This is a genomic window from Pseudomonas sp. PONIH3 (assembly GCF_002934345.1).
Lineage (GTDB): Bacteria > Pseudomonadota > Gammaproteobacteria > Pseudomonadales > Pseudomonadaceae > Aquipseudomonas > Aquipseudomonas soli.
The window spans coordinates 5,592,780-5,619,671 of sequence record NZ_CP026386.1 but is presented as its reverse complement, the minus strand read 5'-3'; the positions used below and the strand labels follow the sequence as shown (position 1 = coordinate 5,619,671).

Sequence of the window (26,892 nt, the reverse complement as noted above, 5' to 3'; positions counted from 1 at the left end):
CCGGGGACAGATCATTGAAGGAGTGGGTTGTGATTCACAAGATCAAGGGGTTGTATGACCAGGGCCGAGGCCTGTCGGTCCGTGCCATCAGTCGTGAGCTGGGGATTTCCCGGAACACCGTACGCAAGTATCTCCACCTGGATGAGATGCAGATCAGCGCTACCATTGCTGACCCTTCACGCACCAAGGTGCTCGACGAGCACCGCGATTATCTGATTAATCAGTTGGGTCAGTTTCCAGCCCTGAGCGCAGTCAAGCTGGCCCGTCGCCTGAGGGAGCGCACCACCGAGCTGGCGGTGTCAGACCGGAGCATTCGCCGCTATGTGCAAGCGCTCAAGCAGCAGGTTGCCAGTGGCCAGTTGCGCTATTACGAGCCGGTCGTTGAGTCAGTGCCTGGCGTGCAGTGTCAGGTCGACCCCGGTGAGCTGCGAGGCGTCATGATTGGCGGCCTGGAGCGTGTCGTTCATTTTGTGGTGTTTGTGCTGTCCTGTTCACGGCTGATGTATGTCGGTCTGAACTTCCGGCCGCTGGATACCGAACGGTTTATCCAGATGCACGACGAGGCCTTCCGCTACTTCGGCGGCGTCACCGAGGAGTGCATCTACGATCAGACCAAGATGGTGGTGATCAACGAGCAGTACCGTGAGCTGACGCTGAACCAGCGCTTCCACCAGTATGCGACTACCGTCGGGTACCGCATCCATGCCTGCGAGGGCTATGACCCGGAGAGCAAGGGCAAGGTGGAGGCCGGGGTCAAGTACGTCAAGCGTGACTGCTTCTACGGCGAGCACTTCCAGGACGAGGCCGCCGTCCGACAGCACCTGAATGATTGGCTCGAGACTGTCGCCAACGCACGCGTGCACGGCACGACGGGGCAGCATCCAAGAGCGCATTTCGAGGCACTGGAGCGTAGTCAGCTCAAGCCCTATCTCGTCCCGCAGAACCTGCTGCACGTGGCGCCGACAAGGGAGACCCGCAAGGTCGACAAGACCGGCTTGATCTCATGGCAGGCCAACAAGTACTCGGTACCCATGGCCTGGCAGCAAGCCCGTGTCGGTGTCAGCGCACAGGACAACCAGTTGCTGATCCATGACCTGGAGAGCGGTGAACTCATAGCCACCCATGACCTGTGCAAGGCCAAGGGCCGGATGATCAAGAACAACAACCATTACCGAGACCATGCCCAGCGCATTACCGACCTGGAGCGCGGCATCGACTCGATCCTGCCCGATGCCCTTGGGGCAACCCTGTGCCAACTGCTCAAGCGTACTTCGCCGCGTATCTACAAGGATCAGCTGGTTGCTGCACGCGACCTGCTCATGGCCCATGCGCCGGTTGATACGGCGTTGCTCGGCGAGTTGTGCGAGCGCAGTGAACTGACCGCCACCGGGCTCAAGCGCTACCTCGAAGCATGGCAGCAAGCCAAGGCGCGGGGCCGGATCATCGGCGACCATGACTATGCGCCAGAGGCCGGTAGCCAGGTTAGTCACGCCGACCTGAACGCTTATGCCCGCATTGGCCAGTCGACTGGCCACGGGGTGACCCAATGAGCCTGCTCGACAGCACTATCGCGCAGTACCGAAGCCTGCGCCTCAGCGCGACCGCGGGTGAGCTGGCCACCCTGCTGGCCAGAGCCGAAGCCAATGAACTGTCCTACCTGAGCTTCGCCCAGTCACTGGTCGAGCATGAGCTTAACGCCCGCTCCAGTAGCCGCGTAAGCCGCAACCTCAAGCAGGCGCAGTTCCCCTCGGAGAAGCATCTGGAGGCCTTCGATTACCGGCACCAGACCACCATCACCAAGCGCCAGGTCAGCACCTTGCTGGACTTCAGCTTTATCGACAACCGCGACAACCTGGTGTTCATCGGACCACCGGGTGTGGGCAAGACCCACTTGGCCATTGGGATTGGCCACAAGGCGGTTCAGGCGGGCTACAAGGTGCTGTTCCGCACGGCTCTGGCGTTGGTCGAGGATCTGGAGCTGGCGGAAATGAAGGGCGAGCTGAAGAAGCGCCTTAATCAGCTGAGCAAATACGACGTGCTGATCATCGATGAGCTGGGCTACCTGCCGATGACGCGCCAAGCCCGGTACAACCTGTTCCAGTTAATCAACAACCTGTACGAGTACCGCTCGGTCATCCTGACCACCAACAAGGACTTCACCAGCTGGGGCGAGTTCTTCCATGACGACAACGTGGCCGTGCCCATCATCGACCGCGTGATCCACCATTCACACATCTTTATGCTGGGAGGTGAGAGCTATCGTTTGAAGCAGAAAACCGGCGGTTAGCGGTGAGCAAGTGGGTCAATTCTATTGGCCAAAAGTGGGTCAAAATTAATGGCCATTGACAGTCAGCGGATAGCACCAGACGCCTGCACCTGTCAGAAATTGACCTTTGTAGTCCGCACTGAACAGCTGGTTAGGCGACTCGGCCTTCTCCAGGGGCTTGGGATAGACCGCTACACGCTGACGTAAGCGGCGTGGTTTGACCAATTGGGCTTTCTTGAGGATGTTGTAGATCGCTGTCTTCGAGGGCGGCGCCTGATCAGGGAAACGCTCCTGCAGCGCAGCCTGGATCTTTTTCGGCCCCGGTTCCGTTTCGCCTCGGCTGCGCAATTCGATGATGGCTTCGCGAACTGCGGCGGGTACGACCCAATCCTGGTTCAACCGGCGGCGGCTGCGTTCTTCCAGCCCCGAAGGCCCCTCTTTCTCATATCGCTCGACCCATTTGTAGCCGGTCTTTCGGCTGATCTCGTAGGCCTGGCACAGGGCGCTGAAGCTGGGCGGCCCCTGCAGGTAATCCGCGATGAAAAGCATTTTAAGGTCCATAGGTTTCAGCTCTCGCCAAGGCATGGTCAGATCCTCGAAAACCGACCCTGCCAGTTAAAGACTGTTACCTATGTGCGTGAACTGATTTGTAACCCATGTGGGTGAGTCATACCCTCAGCGTTTTTTGGTTACTTTTTGTCGCGTTTGACAAAAAGTGACTCGCCGTTGAACTGACCCCCGAAAGTTGGACAGGTAGCGCTATGCGGCCAGCGCTTGGGTTCGGAATTCTACCGGACTCAAGCCATTCAGTCTGAGACTGATGCGTTCTTGGTTGTAGTAGGCGATGTAATCCTCTAGTCCTGATGCCAGTTGCTCAACACTCTCAAACGACTCCAGGTAAAAAAACTCGCTCTTGAGCGTGCCGAAAAAGCTTTCCATGGCGGCGTTGTCCAGGCAATTGCCCTTACGCGACATGCTCTGCTCGATATTCTTCCCAGCCAGCATATGCCGGTAAGTTGGCTGTTGATACTGCCAGCCTTGATCGGAATGCAGTATCGGTGTGTCACCTGGATTCAGCCGCTCGAAGGCTTGCTCCAGCATTGTCGAAACCATCTTGAACTCAGGACGCCGGTTGATCTGATAAGCAAGGATCTCGCCGTTGTACAGGTCCATCACAGGCGAGAGAAACAGCTTCTGCCCCTTTACCTTGAACTCTGTCACGTCGGTTGCCCATTTCTGATTGGGGGCTTCTGCCTTGAATTTGCGTTTGAGTAGATCAGATGCAACAACCCCCTCGGAGCCTCGGTACGAGCGATATTTCTTAACTTTTACCAGAGATTTGAGGTCCATCAACTGCATCAGTCGCTGCACCTTCTTGTGGTTGACCACCTCGCCATTGTGCCTGAGGGCCGCAGTGATGCGACGATAGCCATACCGCCCCTTATTTCCGTGATAGAGGCTGTTGATGCGCTCTTTGAGAGCAGCATGCTTGTCAGCCACCAGCACTTTGCTTTGGTAATAAAAGGTACTGCGTGCCAGCCCTGCAGCACGTAGCAGCAGAGCAAGTCGATGCCCGCGCCTCAATCCTTGGATAGCCTGCGTTTTCTTGCCTGCGCAGTTCGAGGGTCCGCTTGGATCAAGGCATCGAGCTTTTTTAGATAAGCATTCTCCGCGCGCAGGTATTCCAGCTCTTCGAGCATTTGCTTTGGTGTCAGCTCGCTGTCCGTTGGAGTGGGCGGGCTTGTGCTGGACTGTTTTGATGGCTTGCGGGGCATGCTGAACTCTCGGGTACGGCGCGGGTGAAGGGCTTCTACTCCGCCTTTATCGTACAACCTTTTCCATTGCCTGATGCTACTCGGGCCGCGGATATCAAACTGCACGCAAGCTTGCTGAGCGGACAGTCCGTCTTGCTCAATGCACTGCAAAACCTTCAATTTGAACTGCGCGTCGTAGTGGCTGTACTTGGCAATCAAACCGGCTGCACCGTGTTGCTCGTAGCCCTTTACCCAGCGGCGTAACAGCGATGGACTCAGGTCATGCTTGAGCGCCACCTCATGAACACTGCGGGCAGAAAGGCACTCTTCGATGAGTATCTGCTTGAGTGCCAGGTTGTATTTCGTCATGGAACACCCTCCGGTTGGGGATCAGGTGTCCAACTTTCGGGGGTCAGTTCACGTAAGGGCGAAAAGGTGACTATGCGTCAGTATAGTAAATGAATGCGCTTACAACTGTGGAAACCCACGCCGATCGCATTTGACTTTGACTTTGACTTTGACTTACACAGCGTGCGTCTCGAAAGTTATATGCGCATTCATTTGCGATGGTGACGCATAATCACCTTTCCGCCCTTACGGCGGGTCCCTTTTTGAAGGGCGGTTGCAGGAGCTGAGTGCAACACGGTCATTGAATTGAAACTGGAGCATCATGCCGCATAGCCATGGCCTTCTGCATCACCTCGCCCATAACTTCGATTGGGCATTTGAAGTCGAAGCGCTTACGCGGACGCATGTTCAGTTGCAGTGCGATGGCATTCAGTTCTTCCTGGCTGTGTACCGACAGGTCTGTGCCTTTGGGCAGGTACTGGCGGATCAGGCCATTGATGTTTTCGTTGCTACCGCGCTGCCAAGGGCTGTGCGGGTCGCAGAAGTAGATCGCCACGCCGGTTCTTTGGGTGATCTCGGCGTGTCGCGCCATCTCCCGGCCCTGGTCGTAAGTCATGCTCTTTCGCATCTCCAGCGGCATGCCATTGAGCGCGGCGCTGAAGCCTTCCAGCGCCGAAGTCGCCGTCGCGTCGTTCATCTTTACCAGCATCAGGTAGCCACTGGTGCGTTCCACCAGCGTACCGACGGACGAGGCGTTGGCCTTACCCTTGATGAGGTCGCCTTCCCAATGCCCCGGCATCTGCCTGTCTTCAATCTCCGGCGGGCGCACATGAATACTGACCATCTCGGGGATCTGGCCGCGCCGATCCACACCACCAGAGCGCGGTCGGCGTGTCGTCTTGCTTTGCCGCAGGCAGATGATCAGCTCCTTGCGCAGTTCACCGACCGGCAGGGCATAGATCGCGTTATAGATCGTCTCGCGACAGACGTAGGCATCTCTGAGGCTGGGAATGTTCATGCTGCGCAGCTTGCCGGCAATCTGCTCGGGAGACAAACGCTCACGGAGCATATGCGCCACCAACTCGAAGCGCTCACCACCCGGCAACAGCTTTCGCTTCGGTCGACACACCTGGCGGCGAGCCTGCATCTGCTGCTGGGCCGCGTGGGCCGAGTAGCCGCCACAGACATCTCGATTGCGGCGCAGCTCCCGGCTGATGGTCGAAGGGGATCGGTTGATCAAGCAGGCAATCCTACGCAGGCTGAAGCCTTGAGTACGACCGATTTGAATGGTGGCGCGCTCTTCAACGCTGAGTTCGGTATAAGACATAGTGGCAGCACCGTACCGGAAAGGTCAGGTGTTGCACTCAGTTTTTGCCGCCGCCAAGCATCAAAAAGGAACCAAAAAATGCTCGCTCCATTCATCCGGCCCCTACGCTTCGCTCCGGGGTCCCCTCACTCCGGCCTTGCTCCCGGGAGGACCGCGCTGAACGCCCCATCCTGGGGCGCAGCGCTTGACGGGCATCCATGCCCGTCACCTCCCTTCGCAAGACCTGCGTTCGGCCTCCTGAAGTCGCAATTTGTGTCGCCTGAACTATCGCGCACTTAGAAGCAAAAGCAGAGCAAGAGCAAGAGCAAGGGCAAAGGCAAAGGCAAGAGCGGGATCGGGATCGGGATCGGGATCGGGATCGGGATCGGGACAGTCTTGCTCCCCAATCCATCCTTTACACGTTTTTTGCAAACCCCCATTGGTCCCCGCCCCCCCGGATGGATTAAAGTATCCCCCCTCGCCCGGCATCCGCTCCCAGCGCGCCAGGGCTCATCCCCAGGAACCGTCAACGATGGAACACCGTGAGGCGCTGATCGCGCTGCGCACCTTTCTCTCTTCCCAGATCCTCGGCCAGGAAAAACTGGTCGAGCGCCTGCTGATCGTGCTCCTGGCCGACGGCCACATGCTGGTCGAGGGGGCCCCGGGCCTGGCCAAGACCAAGGCCATCAAGGAGCTCGCCGAGGGTATCGAGGCCCAGTTCCATCGCATCCAGTTCACCCCCGACCTGCTCCCGGCCGACATCACCGGCACCGAGATCTACCGCCCGGAAACCGGCAGCTTCGTGTTCCAGCAAGGCCCGATCTTCCACAATCTGGTGCTGGCCGACGAAATCAACCGCGCCCCCGCCAAGGTGCAGTCGGCCCTGCTCGAGGCCATGGCCGAGCGTCAGGTCAGCGTCGGACGCAGCACCTACGAGCTGTCGCCCCTGTTCCTGGTGATGGCCACGCAGAACCCGATCGAGCAGGAGGGCACCTACCCGCTGCCCGAAGCCCAGCTCGACCGTTTCCTGATGCACGTGAAGATCGGTTTCCCCGATGCCGCCGTCGAGCGGCGCATCCTCCTGCAAGCGCGGGGCGAGGCCCTGGGCGGCGAGGTCAAGCCCGAGCGACGGGTCAGCCAGCAGGCGATCTTCGCCGCGCGCAAGGAAATCCTCGGCCTGTACATGGCCGATGCGGTGGAGGAATACCTGGTGCAACTGGTGATGGCCACCCGCACCCCGGCCAAGTTCGACAGCGAACTGGCCGACTGGATCGCCTACGGCGCCAGCCCCCGCGGCTCGATCGCTCTCGACCGCTGCGCCCGCGCCCACGCCTGGCTGGCCGGGCGCGACTTCGTCAGCCCCGAGGATATCCAGGCGGTGCTGTTCGACGTGCTGCGCCACCGTATCATCCTGTCGTTCGAGGCCGAGGCGGCGGGGGTCGACCAGGACCGCGTGGTTCAGCGCATCCTCGACGTCGTCGCCGTCGCCTGACCCCATGCCCACCACACAGCTGGCCGAACCCGGCATCCGCATCGGCCTGGCCGACCTGATCGACATGCGCCATCGCGTGCGCGAGATCCAGCTGTTCTCCCGGCCCGGCCAACGCAGCCCGCTGGTGGGCCTGCACCACTCCAAGCTGCGTGGCCGCGGAGTGGACTTCGACCAGGTACGGGTCTACCAGGCCGGCGACGATGTGCGAAATATCGACTGGCGTGTCACCGCCCGCACCCAGGAGCCGCACACCAAGCTGTTCCATGAAGAGCGCGAACGGCCGATCTTCATCATGGTCGAGCAGAGCCAGCGGCTGTTCTTCGGCTCCGGGCAGATGTTCAAGTCGGTCCTGGCCGCCCAGGCCGCCGCCCTGTTCGGCTGGGCTGCGCTGGGCCACAACGACCGTATCGGCGGGCTGGTGTTCGGCGACAACGAGCACCATGAAGTCAAGCCCAGGCGCAGCAAGCAGAGCCTGCTGCAACTGCTCAACCGCCTGGCCAAGATCAACCAGGCCCTGCACACCGAGGCCCAGCCCCAGGCCGACAGCCTGGGCCTTGCCCTGCGCCGGGCGCGAGAGGTATTGCGCCCGGGCAGCCTGGCCATCGTCATCTGCGACGAACGCGCCCTCAGCGCCAGCGTCGAGCAGCACCTGGCCATGCTGTCACGGCACTGCGACGTGCTGCTGATGCCGGTCAGCGACCCGCTCGACCACGCCCTGCCCGCCGCCGGCCTGCTGCGCTTCGCCCAGCGCGGCGCGCAGCTGGAACTCGACACCCTCGACGCCAACCTGCGCCAGGCCTACCGCCAGCAGGCCGAAGCGCGCATCGAGCGCTGGGAGTTGCTGGCACAGAAACTGCGCGTGGTGCTGATGCCGCTGAGCACCCAGAGCGAGATGATCGAGCAGTTGCGTGAATACCTGAATGCACAGCGCCCTGGAGGCGCGAAATGAACCCGCTGGACCAGCTGCAGCCGCTGATCGCGCCACCCGCCATCGGCCTGTGGCCGCCCGCGCCCGGCTGGTGGCTGCTGCTGGCCATGCTGCCCCTGCTCGGCTGGGGCGCCTGGCGCCTGCGCCACTGGCGCCCAGGCAAGCGCAAGGTGGTGCGCGCCGAACTGCCGCTGGACCCGATCCGCGTCGAGGCCCTGGCGGAACTTGCGCGCCTGCCGCGTCCCTATGACGGCGCGCCCGCCGGGGCCTGGCTGCAGCAGATCAACGCCCTGCTCAAACGCCTGTGCCGTAATCACTACCCGGGGGCCAACAGCCATACCCTCAATGGCCGGCAATGGCTGGCGTTTCTCGATAATCGCTGCCCGGCAGCCGGCCTGACCCGCTGGATGGTGCTGGTCGAAGGCGCCTACAAGCCCGAGTGCAAGCTCGATGACAAGGCCATCGCCGGGCTCGCCCAGGCGGTCGAAACCTGGATCCGCAAGCATGTTTGAACTGGGCTGGCCGTGGATTTTCCTGCTGTTGCCGCTGCCCTGGCTGGCGCGCCTGCTGCTGCCGGCCGCCGACAGCGGCGAACCGGTGCTCAAGGTCGGCTTCCTTGACGAACTCGAGGGCCTGGCCGGGCGCCGTGCCCGCCTGAACCTGCCGACCTGGCGCCAGCAGGCACCGTTCATCCTGATCTGGCTACTGTTGTTGCTGGCCGCCGCCCGCCCGCAATGGCTGGGCGATCCGCTGCCGGTATCGGCCAGTGGCCGCGACCTGCTGGTGGCGGTGGACGTATCAGGTTCCATGGATTTCCCCGACATGCAGTGGAAGGACGACGAGATCAGCCGCCTGGACCTGGTCAAGGCATTGATGGGCGACTTCCTGCAGGACCGCCAGGGCGACCGCGTCGGCCTGATCCTGTTCGGCAGCCAAGCCTACCTGCAGGCCCCGTTGACCTTCGACCGGCGCACCGTGCGCACCTTCCTCGACGAAGCGCAGATCGGCATCGCCGGCAAGAACACCGCCATCGGCGACGCCATTGGCCTGGCCGTCAAACGCCTGCGCCAGCGCCCGGCGCAGAGCCGGGTGCTGATCCTGATCACCGACGGCGCCAACAACGGCGGGCAGATCCACCCGCTGACCGCCGCGCGCCTGGCCGCCCAGGAAGGCGTGCGCATCTACCCCATCGGCATCGGCGCCAACCCCGAGGCCAGCGGCACGCCGGGACTGCTGGGCCTGAATCCGAGCCTGGACCTGGACGAGGCCGCGCTCAAGGAGATCGCCGAAATCACCCATGGCAGCTACTTCCGCGCCCACGACGGCGCCGAGCTCGACGCCATCGGCGACACCCTCGACCAACTGGAACCGGTGGCCCAGCAGCCGACCCAGGCGCGCACCGCCCATGAGCTGTACGCCTGGCCACTGGCACTGGCGCTGTTGCTCAGCGTGCTGCTGGTGGTGGCCGTGCAGTGGCCGGACAACCTGCTGCAACGCCTGCTGCGCAAACCGCGCTTCCTGCAGCCTCACCCGGAATGGCGCCAGCGCCTCAAGCGCCTGCGCCTGAGGAGGCGGCGATGATCGAACTCTGGCCGCAATGGCTGCGCCCGCTCTGGCTGTTGGTACTGCCACTGCTTGGCTGGCTGCTGTTCAAGCTCTGGCACCGACGCAAGCGCGCCGGACGCTGGCAGTTGATCCTGCCGCAACCGTTCCACGCGGTACTGCTCGGTGGCGGCAGCGGCAGCACCAGCAAGCTGCCGTGGATCGCCCTGGGCCTGGCCTGGCTGCTGATCGTCCTGGCCCTGCTCGGCCCCAGCTGGCAACGCCTCGAGGAAACCCGCCAGCGCCCGGCCGACCCGCTGGTGATCCTGCTCGAACTGACGCCGCAGATGCTCGCCGAGGACAGCGCGCCGAACCGCCTGGAGCAGGCCCGACGCAAGGTGCTCGACCTGCTCGAGCATCGTCGCGACAGCCAGACCGCACTGATCGTCTATGCCGGCAGCGCCCACACCCTGGTGCCGCTGTCAGATGACCTGGGCACCACGCGCAACCTGCTCGAGGCCGTCGATCCATCGATCATGCCGCAGCCCGGCCAGCGCGCTGACCTGGCCTTACGCAAGGGCCTCGCGCTGCTAGCGCAAAGCGGTCTGGGCCAGGGCCGCCTGCTGTTGATCGGCTCGTCGCTGAGCGAACTTGAACGCGAAGGCATACGCCAGGCCCTTGGCCGCCAGGGCCCGAGCCTGCTGATGCTGGGTGTCGGCAGCGCCGAGGGCGCGCCGGTGCGCCAGGCCAATGGCGAATACCTCAAGGACGACCAGGGCGGCATCCTTATGCCACGCCTGGACAGCGCTTCGCTGAAGACTTTCATCGGCTCGACCGGCGGGCGCTATCGCCATGCCCGCATCGACGACCTCGACCTGCGCGGCCTGGGCCTGTTCGACAACCCGCGCCTGCTGCACAACGACGGACAGCCCCTGCAACTGGACAGCTGGGCCGATCAGGGATACTGGCTGCTACTGCCCCTGCTGCTGCTCGCCGCCTGCGCCGGCCGGCGTGGCTGGCTGTTCTGCCTCCCCCTGCTGCTGGCCCTGCCGCAGCCGAGCCAGGCCTTCGAGTTCAACGACCTGTGGCTGCGCCCCGACCAGCAGGGCCAGCGCCTGCTGGAACGACAACGCCCCGCCGAGGCCGCCCGGCACTTCGCCGACAGCCAATGGCGTGGCATGGCACTTTACCAGGCCGGCGACTTCGAAGGCGCCGCCGCCGCATTCGCCCAAGCCGGCACAGCAGCCGCCCATTACAATCGTGGTAACGCCCTGGCCCGCGCCGGCGAACTGGAAGCGGCGCTGGACGCCTACGAACAGGCACTGGAGCGCCAGCCCGACCTGAAAGCCGCGCTGGACAACCAGGCGCTGGTCCAGCAATTGTTGCAACAGCGCCAGGCCAAGGCCGAGGAACAGCCAAACAACGCCGATGCCCGGGACACGCCCGGCAATGAGACGGAAGGCAATAGCAGCTCGACCAGCAGCCAGGCCCAGGGCGCGCCGGACAGCGAAAACCCGGCACAAGGCCAGCAGAACGGTGACAATCAGGGCAACTCCCAGGCTCCGTCCGGCACTGCCGACGGCGATGACGACAGCATCACCCAGCCGCCCCAGCGGCCGCTCTCCACCAGCCTCGACGCCGAGCAGCGCCAGGCCCTGGAACAGTGGCTGCGGGAGATCCCCGACAATCCGGCGGAACTGCTGCGGCGCAAATTCTGGTATGAACAGCAATTGCATCAGGAAACCCCACGATGAGTCGCTTCGGCGTCTTTCTCCTAGGCCTGTTGTGGAGCCTCGCGGCCCAGGCCGAACCGACCCTGCAGGCCAGTGTCGACCGCACGCGCCTCGAGGCCGGCGAAACCCTGGAACTCACCCTCGAGAGCCAGGACGTGACCCAGTTCGGCAAGCCCGACCTGCGCACCCTCGAGCCGGATTTCGAGGTTCGCGGCACACGCCAGCTCAACAGCCTGCACACCCTCGACGGCGAAACCCGCGCCAGCACCCGCTGGATCATCACCCTGCTGCCCCGGCGCAGCGGCAGCCTGCGCATCCCCGAGCTGCAACTGGGCCAGTCGCGCAGCCAGGCCATCGAGCTGCAGGTGCTGCAGGCCGACAGCCAGCGCCCGGACGCAGCCTCGCAAGTGTTCGTCGAGGCCACCCTGGACAGCAGCGCGGTCTATGTCCAGGCCCAGGCCGTGCTGACCCTGCGCATCTACCATTCGGTCGCGCTATACGACGACAGCAGTCTCAGCCCGTTGCAACTGGAAAACGCCAAGGTTGACCCCCTGGGTGAGTCGCGCACGTACGAGAAAGAGATTAATGGCGTGCGCCATGGGGTGATCGAGACCCGCTACGCCATCTACCCCCAGCAAAGCGGCGACCTTGACGTGCCGCCGCTGCGCTTCACCGCCACCGCCGCCGACAATGGCGAGCAACCCGCCGGCACGCCAAGGGTCGGCCGCCAGGTGCAGGTTAGTTCGCTGCCGTTGCGCCTGACCGTCAAGCCGATCCCGGCCGGCTACCCGGCCGACCGCCCCTGGCTGCCGGCACGCAGCCTGACCCTGGAAGAACACTGGAACCCCGACCCGAACAGCCAGCCGACGCAGATCGGCGACTCGCTGACGCGCAACATCAGTGTGCGCGCCGAGGGCCTTTCGAGCACTCAGTTGCCGCCGCTGCCGGCCACCGAGGCCGCCGGCCTGCGCCGTTACCCCGACCAGCCGTTGCTGCGCAATGAGATCGGCGAGCGCGGCATGGTCGCCAACCGTGAGGAACGCGAGGCGCTGGTGCCGACCCACGCCGGCGAGCTGGCCCTGCCGGCGCTGGAGGTGACCTGGTGGAACACCCGCGAGGACCACCTGGAGCACAGCAGCCTGCCGGCACGCACCCTGAACGTGCAGGACAATCCGGCGCTCAGCGCCGACACCCCGGTCGGCGACAGCAACATGGCCCCCAGCCTGCTCTGGCCCTGGCAGTTGGCTACGCTGGTACTGGCGCTGACCACCTTGCTCGGTTTCACCCTGTGGTGGCGGGCCCGTTCGCAACCGGCGGTACTGCGGGCGGCGCAGACTGGCCCAAGTCCACGCACGCTGCTCGACGACCTCAAGCGCGCCTGCCAGGCCAACGATCCGCAGGCCACCCGCCAGGCGCTGGACGCCTGGGCGCGGCAGCAGCCGGAAACCCTGGCCGAGATGGCGGCGCGCTTCGTGCCGTTGTCCGATGCGCTGGATGGGTTGAACGGTGCGTTGTACAGCGAAAGCGGCCAGTACTGGCATGGCGACGAGCTATGGCGGGCCATCGGCGCCATACCGCCGGCCGAGCAGGAGCTGGCGCCGACGGGCGAGGCCAGTAGCCTGCCTCCGCTTTATCCCAAGTAGCCCCATCGCGGGCCAAGCCCGCTCCCACAAGTCCGCGATGAGTTACCATAGCGCCCGAATCCAAACGCCCCCTGCCGCTCACCCTACGGATCTTCCATGCGTCTGTTTCACACCTCCGACTGGCACCTGGGCCAGAGCCTGCATGGCCAGGAACGCGACTTCGAACACGCCTGCTTCCTCGACTGGCTGCTAGGCCAGCTGCGCCTGCGCCAGCCCGATGCGCTGCTGATCGCCGGCGACATCTTCGACACCGTCAATCCGCCGGTCAAAGCCCAGGAACGCCTTTACGACTTCATCGTCCAGGCCCACGAGCAACAGCCCAAGCTGGACATCGTGATGATCGCCGGCAACCACGACTCCGGCTCGCGCATCGAGCTGCCGGCGCCACTGATGCGCCGCCTGCGCACCCACGCCCTGGGCCGCGTGCACTGGCTCGACGAGGGCCAGCTGGACGCCGAGCGCCTGCTGATCCCGCTGACCAACGCCCGCGGCAAGGTCGGCGCCTGGTGCCTGGCCCTGCCCTTCCTGCGCCCCGCCGAAGTCACCGGGCCGGCGCTGGGTGACGACTACCTGCAGGGCATCACCCAGGTCCACGAGCAGTTGATCGCGGCAGCACAGAAGAAACGCAAGAAGGACCAGGCGCTGGTCGCCATCAGCCATGCGCACATGGCCGGCGGCAGCATCTCGGAAGACTCCGAACGCAGCCTGATCATCGGCAATGCCGAGGCGCTGCCGGCGCGGCTGTTCGACAAGGCCATCAGCTATGTCGCCCTGGGTCATCTGCACAAGCCGCAGAAGGTCAACCGCGAGGATCGCATCCGCTACAGCGGCGCGCCGATCCCGCTGTCCTTCGCTGAAATCAACTACCCGCACCAGGTGCTGGAAGTGGAGCTGGAGGGCGCCGAACTGGTCAGCGTCGAGCCGCGCCCGGTGCCGCGTGCCGTGGCCCTGCAGCGGGTCGGCCCGGCACCGCTGGGCGAGTTGCTCGAACAATTGGGCCAATTGCCGGTGATCGACCTGCTCGAAGACCCCAACCGCCAACCCTGGCTGGAGGTGCGGGTACGCCTGGACGAGCCGCAGCCCGACCTGCGCCAGCAGATCGAGACCGCCCTGCAAGGCAAGGCTGTGCGCCTGGTGCGCATCAGCGCCGAGTATGCCGGCGCCGGGCGCCAGGAGGAGGATGAACAAACCTTTGTCGAACTGGCGCAGCTGACCCCGCAGGACCTGTTCGGCCGTGCCTGGCAACAACAGTACGGCAACCCTGCCGACGAGCAGGCCCTGGCCGACTTTGCCGAGCTGCTGCAGGACGTGCTGCAAGAGGAGGAACGACCATGAAGATTCTCGCCATCCGCCTGAAGAACCTGGCTTCCCTTGCCGGCCCCATCGACATCGACTTCACCGCCGAGCCCCTGGCCAGCGCCGGCCTGTTCGCCATCACCGGGCCGACCGGGGCCGGCAAGAGCACACTGCTCGACGCCCTGTGCCTGGCCCTGTTCGGCAGCGTGCCACGCCTGAACGATATCGCCCGGGAAGCCAAGGTGCCGGATGCCGACGGCGAGATCCCCACCTCCGACCCACGCAACCTGCTGCGCCGTGGCACCGGCAGCGGCTTTGCCGAGGTGGATTTCATCGGCATCGACGGCTGCCGCTACCGCGCCCGCTGGGAAGCCAATCGCGCCCGCGAGAAAGCCACCGGCAAGCTGCAGAACAGCCGCCAAAGCCTCTACGACCTGGACAGCGAGCAGTTGCTGGGTAGCGGCAAGAACGAATACAAGCAGCTGGTCGAGGCCCGCCTGGGCCTGAATTTCGAGCAGTTCACCCGCGCGGTGATGCTGGCCCAGAGCGAGTTCGGCGCCTTTCTCAAGGCCGACGACCGTGAGCGCAGCGAATTGCTGGAAAAACTCACCAACACGGCGATCTACACCCGCCTCGGCCAGCGCGCCTTCAGCAAGGCTCGGGAAACCGGCGAGGTACACAACGATCTGAAGAAGCAGGCCGAGCATCTGCTGCCGATGGACGCCGAAGCTCGTGCCGCCCTCGACCAGGAACTTGAACTGGCCCAGCAACAGTTCAAGGCCGGCCAGGCACGCCAGCGCCTGCTCGAACAACAGCGCACCTGGTTCGAAGAACAGCAGCGCCTGCACGCCCAGCACCATGAGGCCGGCACTGCCCTGCAAGCCGCCGAGCAGGCGTGGCAGCAACTGGCCGAACAGCGCGTCGACCTGCAACGCCTGGAGCGCCTGGCGCCCCAGCGCCACCAGTTCCATCGCCAACAGCACCTGGCCGCGCAACTGGCCCCGGTGCAGGCGGATATCGACCAGCAACAACGCCAGCAAAGCGATATGCAGCAAGATATCGACGCACTGCAGCAGTCCCTCGAAGCCGCCCGCCAGCACCTGGGCCAACAGCAGGCCCTGCAAGGCGAAAACGCTCCGCGCCTGCGCCAGGCCTTCGCCGCTCAAGGCGACATCGCACGCCTGGACAAGGACCTGACGGAACAGCGCGAAGCCTGTAACCAGGCCGAGCAGGAGGCCAGCGCGGGCCAGCAGCAGCTGCAACAGCTGGAGGACCATCAGCAACGCAGCCAGCAGCAGTTGTCGCAGATCGATGCCGCCCTGGCCGAAAGCCAGCATCTGGGCGGCCTCGCCGACGCCTGGCAGGCCTATCTGCCACAACTCAAGCAGGTCATGCTGACCGGCGGCCGCCTGGCCAAGGGCCGCGAAGAGCTGCCCGGGCTGCAGGCCCAGGCCAGCCAGGCCAACGCCCAACTGCAAGCGCAACGCGAGCATTTCGAACTGCTGTTCCGCGAAGCCGGTGCCGAACCCCATGCGCTGGCCGAGCAGGTCGATCTGCTCGGCGCCATGCTTCAGGACAACCGCAAGCAACAGCGCGCCGTCGAAGAGCTGGGCCGCCTGCATGGTCGCGAGCAGGAACTGCGCCAGGCCATCGCCGCCCTGCGTGAACGCCAGCAGCAAGCCATGCAGCGGCGCCAGCAACTGATCGGCGAAGGCACCGCGGCCAAGGCCGAGCTGGAAAGCGCCGAGCAAGCGCTGACCCTCACCCGTCAATTGCTCGAGCGCCAGCGCCTGGCGCGCAACACCAGCGTCGAAGAGCTGCGCGCGCAACTGCGCGACGGCGAGCCTTGCCCGGTCTGCGGTAGCGCCGAACACCCGTTCCACCAGCCCGAAGCCCTGCTGCACAGCCTTGGTCGACACGACCAGGCCGAGGAAGAGGCGGCGCACAAGCAAGTCGAGCAGCTCAATGGCAAGCTGGTGGAACTGCGCACCGAACTGGGCGTGGTCAATGCCCAGCTCAAGGATTACCAGCAACAACAACAGCAGCTCGGCGAGCAGTTGCAGCCTGTGACCGAACAGCTCCACGCCCATGCTCTGTGGCCGGCGCTTGCCCCGCAAGACGACGCGGCCCGCGGCAAGTGGCTCGACGGCCAGTTACGCCGCCTCGGCGAGGAGATAGACCGCGACGAGAAACGTCAGGGCGCCCTGCTCACCCTGCAGAAGGATGCCGCTCGCCTTACCCAGCAATTGCAGGCCGCAGGCGAGGCCCAGCAACAGGCGCAGCGTCACCTCGACCAGCAGCACCAGGCCCTGGCCGCCGACGCCCAGCAACTGGAACAAAGCCTCGACGACCTGGGCAGCGTGCTGCCCCAGGACATTCTCCAGGCCCTGCGCGACGACCCGGCCAACGCCTTCCTCGGCCTCGACCAGCAGATCGCCCAGCGCCGCCAACAACTCGACCTGCGCAAGGACGAACAGGAAGAGCAACAGGCCCGTCAAGTCCAGCTCGACAAGCTGCGGGACCAGCAACAGACACGCCTGCACGTGCATCAGCAACTGCAACAGAAATTTGCCACGCTGGACGCGCAACACCAGCAGGCCCGCGCCACACTTGGCGAACTGCTCGGTGAACAGCCCAGCGCCGAAGCCTGGCAACAGTACATGGATACCCAGCTGGAGCAGGCGCGCAGCGCCGAGGCCGACTGCGTCCAGAAGCTGCAAGCGCTGCACACCCAAAGCGTGCAACTGGCCGGCGACCTCAAGGCCAACCAGCAGCGTCAGCAGGCCCTGGAACAGGAGCATCAGCAGTTGCAGGGCGAAATCGCCAATTGGCGCAGCGCGCACCCTGAGCTGGACGATGCCGGCCTTGACCGCCTGCTGGCCGTCGACGATGCCCAGCTCGGTGAATTGCGTCAGCGCCTGCAAACTGCAGAGAAGGCCATCGAGCAAGGCCGGGTGCTGCTTCAGGAGCGTGAACAACGCCTGCAGCAACATGCCAGCCAGGCCCACGGCGAATTGCCGGCGGAAGAACTGGAGCAAGCACTCAGCGAGCTCCAGCAGCAACTGGCCGCTCAAGAACAAGGCTGCGCCGAACTACGCGCGCGCCAGGCCGACGACCAGCGCCGTCAGCAGGCCAGCCAGGCCCTGGCCGAGCAGATCGAGCAGGCCTACCAGCAATGGCAACGCTGGGCGCGCCTGAATGCGCTGATCGGCTCGGCCTCGGGCGATGTGTTCCGCAAGATCGCCCAGGGCTACAATCTCGACCTGCTGCTGCACCACGCCAATAGCCAGTTGCGCCAGTTAGCCAAACGCTACCGCCTCAAGCGCGGCGGCAGCGCGCTGGGCCTGCTGGTGCTGGACACCGAGATGGGCGACGAGCTGCGCTCTGTGCACTCGCTGTCGGGCGGCGAAACCTTCTTGGTCTCCCTGGCGCTGGCCCTGGGCCTGGCGTCGATGGCCTCCAGCACCCTGCGCATCGAATCGCTGTTCATCGACGAAGGCTTCGGCAGCCTCGACCCCGAGTCGCTGCAACTGGCCATGGACGCCCTCGACGGTCTGCAGGCTCAGGGCCGCAAGGTAGCGGTGATCTCCCACGTGCAGGAGATGCACGAACGCATCCCGGTGCAGATCCAGGTGCGCCGTCAGGGCAATGGGCTGAGCGATGTCGAGGTGTGCGGGTGATTCTCTACTCGTTCCGCCGCTGCCCCTGGGCCATGCGCGCACGCCTGGCGCTGCGCTACGCCGGGTGCGACGTGCAGGTGGTCGAGGTAAAGATGAAGGAAAAGCCCGCCGAACTGCTGGCACTGTCGCCCAAGGGCACGGTGCCGGTGCTCGATACCGGGAATGGCGTACTGGAGGAAAGCCTCGAGATCATGCGCTGGGCGCTCGACCGCCACGACCCCGAAGACTGGCGCCTGCTGGCTGACCCAGCGGCCGCGCGCCAGGCCGACGCGCTGATAGCCCGCAACGACAGCGCGTTCAAGGCGCAGGTAAACCTGTACAAGTATGCCGAGCGCTATCCAAAGTATTCCCGGGCCCACTACCGCGCCCAGGCCGAGCCCTGGCTGGCCGAGCTGGAAAGCCTTCTCGAAGGCAGGCCCTGGCTACTCGCCGAGCACCCTAGCCTGGCCGACGCCGCCTTGCTGCCCTTGATGCGCCAGTTTGCCGGGGTCGAACCGCAATGGTTCGCCGAGGCTGCTTATCCGCGGCTGCGGAGCTGGCTTCAGGGCTGGCTGGGGTCATCCCTGTTCGAGGCCGTCATGGCGAAGCCATAGTGCCCCACGCGACACACTGCAGGCCGCAGGAAAAAGCGTCGTTCGTCCTGTGTTTTTTCCTGCCGCCCGCTACTCACAACGCCAGAATCGGCGCGGACATCAGCAACAGCACTACCGCCGTGATACGCCACATCATGCTCTGCCCCTTTGGCGAGTCAAAAATTTAGCGTCAAATTAAATCATATGGCTTTGTGCTATTACCAATGGCTTTACACACTCAGTTGGAGTGCTTGCTCAAGGCGGCATGGAAATGCGCGCTCTGTTGCAGGTATTTCTGGGTGTAGCTGTGGGTGCTCGAGGCCTTGGTACCCTGCTCCGCCTGGGCGTGGGCTGGCAAAACGACGGAGGCAGAGATGGCGGAGGCGGCGATGAGTGGGAAGAGATTGAAGTTCATGCTGGCAGACCTCGACTTCGGTGGTTGACGTTGGCCCGTCGTGGGCCTTGGGTCAAAACTTACGCCGATGGATCTGCCTGTAAAAATTCATTGCGGCAGTAGCCATTATCATGGCCATTGATAATTGCCGATGCCGCTCCCACGCCAACTCAGTGTCCGCCATTATTCGAGGAACTTGAGGTCCGAAGGCGCCTGCTGCGCCAACTTCTGCAGGGTGTCCCCCAGCTTGCCGCTGCGCGGATCTCGGCGCATGACCACGATCTGGTTGCTCTTCTGGTTCGCCACCAGCAGGTAGTTGCCACTGGGGTCCAGGGCAAACTCGCGGGGATGGTCGCCCTCGACCGAGCGGCGCTGCACCAATCTCAGTTGGCCGTCATCCTTGCCTACCGCATACACCACGATCTCGTTGGCAGTGCCGCGATTGCTGACATAGAGGAAGCGGCCATCGGCCGACAGGTGCAGCCCGCCCGCGGCCCTGGCCGCTGCATCCTTGCTGTCGGTCAGCGGCAAGTGCTGGCGCTCGGTCAGAGCACCGTCCTGCACATCGAATACCACCACCTCGGCGCTCATCTCCAGCGTCAGGTAGGCGTGCCGACCCTTGGCGTCGAACAGCAGATGACGCGGGCCACTGCCCGGTGGCAACGCCACTGACGGCGGAATCGCCGGGCTCAGCGGATGCTCGGGGCTGGCGCCGTCATAGCGGTAGATGAACACCTTGTCCGCGCCCAGGTCGCTGGCATACAGGTGGCGGCCATCGGGCGACAGCACCAGCGAATGCACATGGGCACCGGCCTGGCGCTCGGGGTTGACCTTGCTTGGCGTGTGCCTAGCCTGCTGCACCACCGGTTTGAGCTTGCCGTCCCTGGCCACCGGGATCACCACCAGGCTGCCACCGGGGTCGGGAGCGACGGCGTAGTTGGCGACGAACAGGTAGCGCTGGTCATGGCTCAGGCTGGCGTGGGTCGGCTCGTCGCCCTGGCTGGGCACCTGGTTCAGCAGCTTGATCTCGCCCTTGCTGCTTAGCGAGAAGCTGCTGACGTTGCCCTTGGGCGTTTCATTTACCGCGAACAGCTGGCGCTGGTCGGCAGACAGCACCAGCCACGAGGGGCTGACACTCTTGACCACCTGCCGGGGCTTGGCGTCGATCTGGCCAGTGCGAGCGTTGAAGTCGTAGCGGTAGATCCCTTCGCTGCCGTTGTCGGTGTAGCTGCCCACCAGCAACGTGGCGGCCTGGGCGTTGACTGACAAAGCCATCAGGCTAGCGGTCAGCAGGCGTGTCCATTTCCTGTTCATCGTCTTCTTCATCCGGGGCACGAAAAGCACTCATACAGACTAGACGATGCTCGCCTTCATCAGTGGCCAGGCTCCAGTCGTCGCCCGCGCCAGTGGCGGCAGCGATCTGCTCGGGGGTGAAGGACCAGCGGCGCAGTTGGCGGCCGTCCATGCATTCGATGGTGAGGCCGGATTCGTCGAGGGTGAAGTCGAAGGCGTGCAGGCCGTCGATCAGGAGCATGTCGCAGGCTGCGAGGGCGGTGGCGAGGGTGGTCATGGTAATACCATTTCAGACAAAGGCCGCCATTATACGCAATCGCGGGTCAAGTCGCGGCGGTGCGCCGATGCGACTTGACCCGCGATCATGGCGTCACTCAATGGGCGAAGATCGAGCCGCCCTCCTTGCCCGCCAATTTCTCTGGCTTGATCAGGAACCGCGCCAGCGCCGGCAGCAGCCACAGGGCGCCGAACATGTTCCACAGCAGCATGAAGGTCAGCATCAGGCCCATGTCGGCCTGGAACTTGATCGCCGAGAAGATCCAGGTGCACACGCCGATGGCCAGGCACAGGCCGGTGAACAGTACCGCCTTGCCGGTGGAGCGCAGGGTCTCGTAGTAGGCCTCCTGCAATGGCAGGCCGGCGCGCAGGAAGCTCTCCAGGCGGCTGTAGATGTAGATGCCGTAGTCCACGCCGATGCCCACGCCCAGCGCCACCACCGGCAGCGTGGCGACCTTCACGCCAATGCCCATGAAGGCCATCAGCGCGTTGCCCAGTACCGAGGTCAGCACCAGCGGCAGGACAATGCACAGGGTCGCGGCGAACGAGCGGAAGGTGATCATGCACATCACCGCCACGCAGATGTACACGAGGATCAGGATGGTCAGCTCGGCCGACTTGATCACTTCGTTGGTGGCCGCCTCGATGCCGGCATTACCCGCCGCCAGGAGGAACTGCAGGCCTTCCTTGCTGTGGCTGTCGGCGAAAGCCTTGGCCGCTGCGGTGACCCGCTCCAGGGTCTCGGCCTTGTGGTCGTTGAGGAACACCAGCACTGGCGCCAGCGAACAGTCGGCGTTGTACAGGCCGTCGGCACGGGCGATGGAGTTGTTGAGGATATCCGGGTTGCGCGACAGGGTTTCCCATTTCAGGCTGCCCTCGTTCATGCCCTTGATGACCTGCTTGGACACGGTCACCAGGGAGATGGTCGACTGCACCCCGGGGGTGTTGTCCATGGTCCACATCAGCTCGTCGATCGGCGCCATGGTCGAGTGGATCGAGCAGCTCTCGGCCGGGGTCTTGACCATGATCACCAGCACATCGGAACTGGTCGAGTAATTGCTGATGATGAAGCTGTTGTCCTGATTGTAGCGCGAGTCCGGGCGCAGCTCCGGCGCGCCCTGGTCGAGGTCGCCGATCTTCAGGTTCTGGCTGTACCAGAGGCCGCCACCGAAGGCCAGCAGCGCCAGCACCACCGATACCGGCGCCACCTTGGGGCTGGCGAAGTTGGACAGCAGGCGCCAGAACGGATGCTCGCGGGTCGCGTCCTTCTTGCTGCGGGCGATGGCCTTCTGGCTGATGCCGACATAGCTGATCGCCACCGGCAGCAGGATCAGGTTGGTGAACACGATCACCGCCACGCCGATCGAGGCGCCGATGGCCAGCTCGCGGATTACGCCGATGTCGATGATCAGCAGGGTGATGAAGCCCACGGCGTCGGCGAGGATGGCGATCATCCCCGGCAGGAACAGCTGGCGGAAGGTGCGCCGGGCCGCGGTCAGGGCGTTGTCGGCGTCACTGGATTGCAGGGCGATGCCGTTGATCTTCTGCACCCCGTGGGAAATGCCGATGGCAAAGATCAGGAACGGCACCAGCATCGAGTACGGGTCCAGGCCGAAGCCCACCGCATGCATCAGCCCCAACTGCCAGACCACCGCTACCAGGGTGGTGATGAGCACGGCGATGGTGCTGCGAATGCACCAGGTGAACCAGTACAGCAGCGCCCAGGTGATCACCAGCGCCACGCCGAAGAACATCGCGACCATCACCAGGCCGTCGATCAGGTCACCGACCTTCTTGGCGAAACCGACGATGTGAATCTTCACGTTCGGGTTCTGCGCCTGGAACTTGTCGCGAATCTTCTCTTCCAGCTGGTGGGAGAACTGCTGGTAGTCGAGCTTGACCTGGCGCCCCGGATCCTGCGGGTCGGGATGGTTCTCCAGCAGCGGGATATCGATGATGCTGGACTTGAAGTTGTTGGCCACCAGGCGCCCCACCTGGCCCGACTTGAGCACGTTGTCGCGCAGGGTGTCGAGGCTGTCCTGGGAGCCATTGTAGGTATTGGGGATCACTTCGCCGCCGGAGAAGCCCTCTTCGGTGACCTCGCTCCAGCGCACGCTCGGGCTCCACAGCGATTTCAGCCCGGCGCGGTCGACACCGGGGATGTAGAACACCTCGTCATGGATCTGGCGCAGGGTCTCCATGTAGTCCTTGTCGAAGATGTCACCATTGACAGCCTCCACCGAGACGCGGACGGTGTTGCCGAGGTTGGCCAGGTCGTTGCGGTGCTCCATCATCTGCTCGATGAACGGATGCTGCAGCGGGATCATCTTCTCGAAGCTGGTGGACGGGCGGATCTGCGTGGCCTGCCAGAACAGGAACACGCTCACCAGCAGGCAGATGCCGATGACCACGGGGCGGTTGTTGAAGATCAGGCGTTCCAGCAGGGTGGCCTTGTCCTTGTGCTGCATGTCGAAGCTCTCCCGGCTGGTCATGGACGCGCCTCCTGGGTACCGTCGGCCGAGGCCAGGTGCACGCCCCCTTGCCCGACCAGCAACAGGCCGCCACCGCCCAGGCCGCTGACACCCGACAGGGCGATACGGTCGGCGCGGTTGCGCACGCTGAAGGTCTGCCCGTCATCATGGCTGCGCAGCACGCTGCCGCCATTGCCGACCAGCACCAGGCTGCCGTCCTCGAGAAGCGTAGCGCTTGCCAGGCCGAATTCGAGCGGGCCGCGTTCGGCCTTGAGTTCGATCGGCTGCCAGCTGTCGCCGAAATCGGTGGAGCGGAACAGGTTGCCTCGCAGGCCGTAGGCCAACAGGGTGTTGGGCTGGGCGGTGCCGATCACACCGAACAGCGAACCCTCGTAGGGGCCTTGCACCGTCGTCCAGCTCTGGCCAGCATCGCTGGAGCGGAACATGCTGCCCTGCTCGCCGACGATGAACAGGCCGGCGTCCTTCACTTGGGTGATGGCGTTGAGGTGGAGCTGGTCGGGGTTGTCCAGGCGCTCGGCGACGTCCTGCCAGTGCTGGCCGCCATCGGTGCTCTCCAGCAGCGCGCCATAGGCGCCGACGGCAAAGCCATGTTGAGCATCGATGAAACGCACGTCGAGCAAGGGCGCTTCGCGGGACAGGTCTTCGAACTGCTTGCTCCAGGTCGCGCCGCCGTCGTTGCTGGCGAGGATCTGAGCATCATGGCCGACCGCCCAGCCGCGCTTGTCGTCGAGGAAGAACACTGCGGTGAGCAGTTGCCGGGTGGGCACCCGGGCCTGGGTCCAGGTCTTGCCCTGGTCGTCGGAGAACAGGATATGGCCGCGATCGCCGACCACCACCAGGCGCTGGCCTGCGTGGGTGGCGCCGATCAACAGGCTCTGGCTGGCCTTGGCCGACTCCACCGAGTATTCCTCGGCGGCCACCGCCGCCTCGGCATTGCCGGCGCCGATGCCCAGCACCAGTGCCAGCATCGCGCCTGCCGCCAGCCTGCGGCGTGGCGTTATCCGCTCTCTCATGACTGCCCCCTGTTGTGTTCTTGTGGTGGGTCAATCTATTGCCAGGCACTGCCGAAACCCCTGGTCCAGAGGCCTGGAATAGCTTCTGACCATCGTATCGGGCTTGTCCGACAGAAAACAACGAGCGGGACGTTATGTTTTGTTAACCATAGAAAATGACTGGGGCCGCAAAGCGGCCCCAAACTTCGCCCGACTTACGCCAGGCTCTTGCTCACCACCTCGTACACATCGCTGGACAGCGCCCCGGACGCGAGGATCCGCTCCAGCTCGCCCTTCATCAGCGCCTGACGCTGGTCGTCATACTTGCGCCAGCGGGTCAGCGGGGCGAGTTGACGCGAGGCGATTTGCGGGTTCAGCGCATTGAGCTCGATCACCAGGTCCGCCAGGAAGCGATACCCCGAACCGTCAGCGGCGTGGAAGTTGACCAGGTTCTGCCCGGCGAAACCACCGATCAGCGCACGCACCTTGTTCGGGTTCTTCAGGGTGAAGGCCGGGTGCTGCATCAATGCCTTGACCCGCGCCAGGCCGCCCGGCAGGGTGCTGGCCGCCTGCACGCTGAACCACTGGTCCATTACCAGCGGGTTGTCCTTGAAGTGCTCGGCGAAGGCTTCCAGGGCCTTGGCGCGCTCGGCCCCGAACGGCGAGTTGACCAGCACCGCCAGGGCGGTGAGACGCTCGGTCATGTTGTCGCAGTGCTCGTACTGCTCCAGGGTCGCCTCGAGCACCTGCGGCTTGCCGCTGAGCATCAGGTACGACAGCGCGATGTTCTGCAGGCTACGACGGGCAAAGTGCTCGGCCGAGGCCACGTAGGCGGTCTTGCGCGAGACCTCGCGGTTGGCCTGGTAACGCGCCCACAGCGCATCGAACAGCTGCTCGGCGATCTGCCGGCGGGCGAACTCACGGGCGGCGTGGATGGCATCCACGTCGGCCACCTGGCTGATCTCGGTGAGGTAGGCCTCGCCCGGCAGCGAGAGCATCTCGGCGACCATGGCCGGGTCCAACGACTCATTGCCAACCACAGTGCCCAGTGCAGTGATCAGGCGCTGGTCGAGGGCCAGTGCTTCGCCACGCTGGTGCTGGCCGATCAGCTCCTGGAGCACCTGCACGGCCAACTGCTGCCCTGCTTCCCAGCGGTTGAAGCCGTCGCTGTCGTGTTGCATGAGGAACATCAACTGGTCGCGGTCGTAGGGGAAGCTCAGCTTGACCGGTGCGCTGAAGCCGCGCAGCAGCGACGGCAGCGGCTGACTGGCAATACCTTCGAAGGTGAAGGTCTGCTCGGCTTCGATCACCGACAGGACGCGGCTGGTGCCAGTGGCGGCGCTTTCGCCGGCCAGGCGCAACGGCAGGTCGTTGCCTTGGGCATCCAGCAGGCCCAGCGCCACCGGGATCACGAACGGCAGTTTCTCAACCTGCCCCGGTGTCGGCGGGCAGCTCTGGCGGAAGGTCAGGCTGTAGCGCTGCGCGGCAGCGTCATAGGCCTCGCTGACCTCCAGGCGCGGGGTGCCGGCCTGGGTGTACCAGCGCTTGAACTGGGCCAGGTCGACGCCGTTGGCGTCTTCCATGGCCTTGATGAAGTCGTCGGTGGTAACGGCCTGGCCATCATGGCGCTCGAAGTACAGGTCGCTACCCTTGCGGAAGCCCTCGGCCCCCAGCAGGGTGTGGACCATGCCGACCACCTCGGCGCCCTTCTCGTACACCGTCAGGGTGTAGAAGTTGGAGATCTCGATGAAGCTGTCCGGGCGGATCGGGTGGGCCATGGGGCCGGCGTCTTCGGCGAACTGATGGGTACGCAGATAGGCGACGTCCTCGATGCGCTTGACCGTGCGCGAGTTCATGTCGGCGCTGAACTCGGCATCGCGGAACACCGTGAAGCCTTCCTTGAGCGACAGCTGGAACCAGTCGCGGCAGGTCACGCGGTTGCCCGACCAGTTGTGGAAGTACTCGTGGGCCACCACGCCCTCGACCCGCTGGTGGGCGGCGTCGGTGGCGGTCTCGGCGCGGGCCAGCACGCAGCTGGAGTTGAAGATGTTCAGGCCCTTGTTTTCCATGGCGCCCATATTGAAGTCGTTGACCGCGACGATCATGAAGATGTCCAGGTCGTACTCACGGCCATAGACTTCCTCGTCCCAGCGCATGGACTTCTTCAGGCTGACCATGGCGTGGTCGCACTTGTCGAGGTTTTCTTCCTCGACATAGATACGCAGGGTCACGTCGCGGCCGGACTGGCGGGTGAACTCGCTCTCGACGCACCACAGGTCACCGGCTACCAGGGCAAACAGGTAGGCCGGCTTCTTGAACGGGTCTTCCCAGGTCGCCCAGTGGCGGCCGTCTTCGGCCGGCCCGCTGCCGATCGGGTTGCCGTTGGACAGCAGCACCGGGTAGCGATGCTGCTCGGCGATCACCGTGGTGGTGAAGACGCTCATCACATCCGGGCGGTCGAGGTAGTAGGTGATCTTGCGGAAGCCCTCGGCCTCGCACTGGGTGCAGAACATCTTGCCGGACTTGTACAGGCCTTCCAGCGCGGTGTTGTTCTCCGGGTGGATCTTCACGCTGGTATCCAGGGTGAAGCGTTCGGCCTTGGGATGCACGGTGAGGCTGTCGTCATCGAGCTGGTAGTCGCCGGCAGCAAGCACCTGGTCGTCCAGCTGCACGCTCAGCAGCTCCAGGTGCTGGCCATCGAGCACCAGCGGCGGCAGGCCGGCGCCGCGCTCGGGGTTGCGGCGCATGACCAGCTGCGCATGGACCAGGCTGTGGTCCTCGAACAGTTCGAAGGTCAGGTGGGTCTCATCGATCAGGTACTCGGGGGCCTGATAGTCCTTGAGGTAGATCACTTGCGGTTGTTCGGTACGCATGGTGACGATCCT

The 26,892-nt window shown here is 64.3% G+C and carries 19 protein-coding genes and 1 pseudogene; 11 read left to right on the top strand and 9 right to left on the bottom strand.

Features of this window, described 5'->3' with window-relative positions; translation table 11 throughout:
- Positions 1–29 precede the first annotated feature (29 nt).
- Both istA and istB read left to right on the top strand, forming a co-directional pair.
- Positions 30–1,550 (top strand): IS21 family transposase, encoded by a 1,521-nt coding sequence (istA, locus tag C3F42_RS26035; RefSeq protein ID WP_081273177.1) that lies wholly within the window; start codon positions 30–32, stop codon positions 1,548–1,550.
- On the top strand, positions 1,547–2,287 hold the full coding sequence (gene istB / locus C3F42_RS26030; RefSeq protein ID WP_064491510.1) for an IS21-like element helper ATPase IstB: 741 nt from the start codon (positions 1,547–1,549) through the stop codon (positions 2,285–2,287). Before istA ends, istB begins: the two co-directional genes overlap by 4 nt.
- 48 nt (positions 2,288–2,335) lie before the next feature.
- On the opposite strand, the pseudogene C3F42_RS26025 reads toward istB, so the two are convergent.
- The 3 genes and pseudogenes from C3F42_RS26025 to C3F42_RS26015 all read right to left on the bottom strand — a co-directional run.
- Positions 2,336–2,851 (bottom strand): annotated as a pseudogene (locus C3F42_RS26025) (helix-turn-helix domain-containing protein); the annotation flags it as partial.
- 174 nt (positions 2,852–3,025) lie between these two features.
- A protein-coding gene (locus C3F42_RS26020; protein ID WP_104445101.1) for an IS3 family transposase occupies positions 3,026–4,389 on the bottom strand; the annotation gives its coding sequence in 2 pieces (ribosomal slippage) (positions 3,026–3,924 and positions 3,924–4,389; 1,365 coding nt in all).
- A gap of 277 nt (positions 4,390–4,666) precedes the next feature.
- Positions 4,667–5,695, bottom strand: a complete 1,029-nt coding sequence (locus tag C3F42_RS26015; RefSeq protein WP_100774681.1) for an IS30 family transposase — start codon at positions 5,693–5,695, stop codon at positions 4,667–4,669.
- A 511-nt stretch (positions 5,696–6,206) separates the two neighbouring features.
- On the opposite strand from C3F42_RS26015, the gene C3F42_RS26010 reads away from it, so the two are divergent.
- The 9 genes from C3F42_RS26010 to C3F42_RS25970 all read left to right on the top strand — a co-directional run bounded on the left by C3F42_RS26010 (position 6,207) and on the right by C3F42_RS25970 (position 18,581).
- Positions 6,207–7,166 (top strand): MoxR family ATPase, encoded by a 960-nt coding sequence (locus C3F42_RS26010; protein ID WP_011532987.1) that lies wholly within the window; start codon positions 6,207–6,209, stop codon positions 7,164–7,166.
- A 4-nt stretch (positions 7,167–7,170) separates the two neighbouring features.
- On the top strand, positions 7,171–8,115 hold the full coding sequence (locus C3F42_RS26005; RefSeq protein WP_038706519.1) for a DUF58 domain-containing protein: 945 nt from the start codon (positions 7,171–7,173) through the stop codon (positions 8,113–8,115).
- Positions 8,112–8,606, top strand: a complete 495-nt coding sequence (locus tag C3F42_RS26000) for a DUF4381 domain-containing protein (RefSeq protein WP_046854739.1) — start codon at positions 8,112–8,114, stop codon at positions 8,604–8,606. Before C3F42_RS26005 ends, C3F42_RS26000 begins: the two co-directional genes overlap by 4 nt.
- On the top strand, positions 8,599–9,675 hold the full coding sequence (locus tag C3F42_RS25995) for a VWA domain-containing protein (protein ID WP_038706521.1): 1,077 nt from the start codon (positions 8,599–8,601) through the stop codon (positions 9,673–9,675). The genes C3F42_RS26000 and C3F42_RS25995 overlap by 8 nt, the downstream gene beginning before the upstream one ends.
- On the top strand, positions 9,672–11,390 hold the full coding sequence (locus tag C3F42_RS25990; protein ID WP_104445100.1) for a tetratricopeptide repeat protein: 1,719 nt from the start codon (positions 9,672–9,674) through the stop codon (positions 11,388–11,390). Before C3F42_RS25995 ends, C3F42_RS25990 begins: the two co-directional genes overlap by 4 nt.
- Positions 11,387–13,012 carry a BatD family protein gene (locus tag C3F42_RS25985; RefSeq protein WP_094012590.1) on the top strand — a complete coding sequence of 542 codons (1,626 nt, stop codon included), beginning with the start codon at positions 11,387–11,389 and terminating at the stop codon, positions 13,010–13,012. The genes C3F42_RS25990 and C3F42_RS25985 overlap by 4 nt, the downstream gene beginning before the upstream one ends.
- Before the next feature lie 96 nt (positions 13,013–13,108).
- Positions 13,109–14,347, top strand: a complete 1,239-nt coding sequence (locus tag C3F42_RS25980; RefSeq protein WP_094012589.1) for an exonuclease SbcCD subunit D C-terminal domain-containing protein — start codon at positions 13,109–13,111, stop codon at positions 14,345–14,347.
- On the top strand, positions 14,344–17,988 hold the full coding sequence (locus C3F42_RS25975; protein ID WP_094012588.1) for an AAA family ATPase: 3,645 nt from the start codon (positions 14,344–14,346) through the stop codon (positions 17,986–17,988). The genes C3F42_RS25980 and C3F42_RS25975 overlap by 4 nt, the downstream gene beginning before the upstream one ends.
- Positions 17,985–18,581 carry a glutathione S-transferase gene (locus tag C3F42_RS25970; protein WP_094012587.1) on the top strand — a complete coding sequence of 199 codons (597 nt, stop codon included), beginning with the start codon at positions 17,985–17,987 and terminating at the stop codon, positions 18,579–18,581. The genes C3F42_RS25975 and C3F42_RS25970 overlap by 4 nt, the downstream gene beginning before the upstream one ends.
- 217 nt (positions 18,582–18,798) lie before the next feature.
- Here C3F42_RS25970 and C3F42_RS29670 read toward each other — a convergent pair whose 3' ends face one another.
- The 6 genes from C3F42_RS29670 to pepN form a co-directional block, all read right to left on the bottom strand.
- Positions 18,799–18,975, bottom strand: coding sequence for a hypothetical protein (locus tag C3F42_RS29670; protein ID WP_023631376.1), 177 nt, complete (start codon positions 18,973–18,975; stop codon positions 18,799–18,801).
- Positions 18,976–19,137: 162 nt separating this feature from the next.
- On the bottom strand, positions 19,138–20,268 hold the full coding sequence (locus C3F42_RS25965; protein WP_031315541.1) for a lactonase family protein: 1,131 nt from the start codon (positions 20,266–20,268) through the stop codon (positions 19,138–19,140).
- A complete protein-coding gene (locus tag C3F42_RS25960) occupies positions 20,234–20,524 on the bottom strand; it encodes a DUF5629 family protein (RefSeq protein WP_023631373.1) in 291 nt (96 codons plus the stop codon). The genes C3F42_RS25965 and C3F42_RS25960 overlap by 35 nt, the downstream gene beginning before the upstream one ends.
- 97 nt (positions 20,525–20,621) lie before the next feature.
- The gene (locus C3F42_RS25955) at positions 20,622–23,015 is read right to left on the bottom strand and encodes an RND family transporter (RefSeq protein ID WP_094012586.1); all 2,394 of its coding nucleotides are present in this window, start codon (positions 23,013–23,015) and stop codon (positions 20,622–20,624) included.
- On the bottom strand, positions 23,012–24,028 hold the full coding sequence (locus C3F42_RS25950; protein WP_094012585.1) for a YCF48-related protein: 1,017 nt from the start codon (positions 24,026–24,028) through the stop codon (positions 23,012–23,014). Before C3F42_RS25950 ends, C3F42_RS25955 begins: the two co-directional genes overlap by 4 nt.
- 194 nt (positions 24,029–24,222) lie before the next feature.
- Complete coding sequence (gene pepN, locus C3F42_RS25945) at positions 24,223–26,880, bottom strand: aminopeptidase N (RefSeq protein ID WP_104445099.1); 2,658 nt, start codon at positions 26,878–26,880, stop codon at positions 24,223–24,225.
- Positions 26,881–26,892 lie beyond the last annotated feature (12 nt).